The following is a 1,471-nucleotide window of genomic DNA, read 5'->3' as shown; positions in this document are numbered from 1 at the left end:
GCTCGCACCGTTCGACGGCTTCCACGAGACCCAGCATGCGGTGACCGGGACCTGCCTGATCAGCTTCGACCGCAACCGCTACTCGGTCGCTGCCAAGGCGGTGCGTCGTGCGGTCCAGGTCCGGGCCTATGCCGACCGGATCGTCGTGCGGATGGGTGACGAGGTGATCGCCGATCATCCCCGGTTCTTCGGTCGCGACCGGACGATCTACGACCCTTGGCATTATCTGCCGGTACTGGTGAACAAGCCTGGTGCGCTGCGGAACGGGGCACCGTTCCAAGGCTGGGATCTACCGCCCGCGCTCGCTCGGCTGCGCCGCAAGCTTGGCAGCAACGACGATGCCGATCGACGCTTCGTCCGCGTACTTGCGGCCGTCCTCAGCGATGGACTGGATGCCGTTGAAGGTGCCGTTCGCGAAGCGCTCGACGCCGGTGCGGTCAGCGACGAGGTAATCCTCAACATCCTGTCACGGCGGCGAGAGCCGCCCCGGCCCGCATCCATCGTCACGCCTGAGGATCTGGCGCTGCTGCACCCGCCGATCGCCAACTGTGCTCGATACGACAGCCTGCGAGGTCTTCATGCAGCGGCATGAAATGATCGACGCGATGCGCGGGCTCGGCCTCAAGGGCATGGCAGGCGCGTTCGACGACGCCGTCACCACTGGCGTTCAGCGCAAGCGCACGGCGATGGAGATCCTGACCGATCTGCTGCGCGCCGAGGGCGCACATCGCCACGCCGCTTCGATCCGATACCGCATGACGGCTGCCAGACTGCCGGTCCTAAAGGACCTCGACGCGTTCGTGTTCGAGAACACCCCGATCAACGAAGGGCTGGTGCGCTCGCTTCACGCAGGCTCGTTCCTTCCAGGGCGCCGCAACGTCGTGCTGGTCGGGGGCACCGGCACCGGCAAAACCCACCTCGCCAGCGCGATCGCCGCCAGCGTCATCCGCGCCGGTGCCCGCGGCCGCTACTTCAACACCATCGATCTGGTGACGCAGCTCGAGGAGGAGACGCGGATCGGCAAGGCTGGCGCGCTCGCGGCCCATCTGCGTCGCCACGAGCTCGTGGTGCTAGACGAGCTTGGCTATCTGCCGTTCGCCCGGTCGGGCGGCCAGCTGCTGTTCCACCTGATCAGCAAGCTCTACGAGCACACCTCGGTGATCATCACCACCAACCTGACGTTCGGCGAATGGCCCAGCGTGTTCGGCGATCCAAAAATGACGACGGCGCTGCTCGATCGCATCACCCACCACTGCGACATCGTCGAAACCGGCAACGACAGCTGGCGCTTCAAAAACCGTAGCTGACGCTAAAAAGAGGATCGGTTCGCGCTGCTTGCGCCTCCGGTCGGGCTACGCCCTCCCTACGCCGCAAGCAGCGCGAATGTGCGCCCAGCATCGACGCCCGCAGCGCCATAAGGGGGTCCCTTTTGGACGCCGATCGGGGGTCCCGGTTCGACGCCTATTTACAG

2 protein-coding genes are annotated in these 1,471 nt (G+C 65.7%); both read left to right on the top strand.

Annotation, left to right across the window (positions count from 1 at the left end):
• A partial coding sequence (locus QN347_RS19215; RefSeq protein WP_416350901.1) for a Mu transposase domain-containing protein occupies window positions 1-592 on the top strand: 592 nt, incomplete at its 5' end.
• Window positions 579-1,307, top strand: coding sequence for an IS21-like element helper ATPase IstB (istB, locus tag QN347_RS19210; protein WP_322163954.1), 729 nt, complete (start codon window positions 579-581; stop codon window positions 1,305-1,307). The genes QN347_RS19215 and istB, both read left to right, overlap by 14 nt.
• Window positions 1,308-1,471: the final 164 nt, after the last annotated feature.

The organism is Sphingomonas sp. 10B4, assembly GCF_035019905.1.
Lineage (GTDB): Bacteria > Pseudomonadota > Alphaproteobacteria > Sphingomonadales > Sphingomonadaceae > Sphingomonas > Sphingomonas glacialis.
Note: the sequence above shows the minus strand (reverse complement) of the source record. Positions and strands in the feature narration are given on the sequence as shown.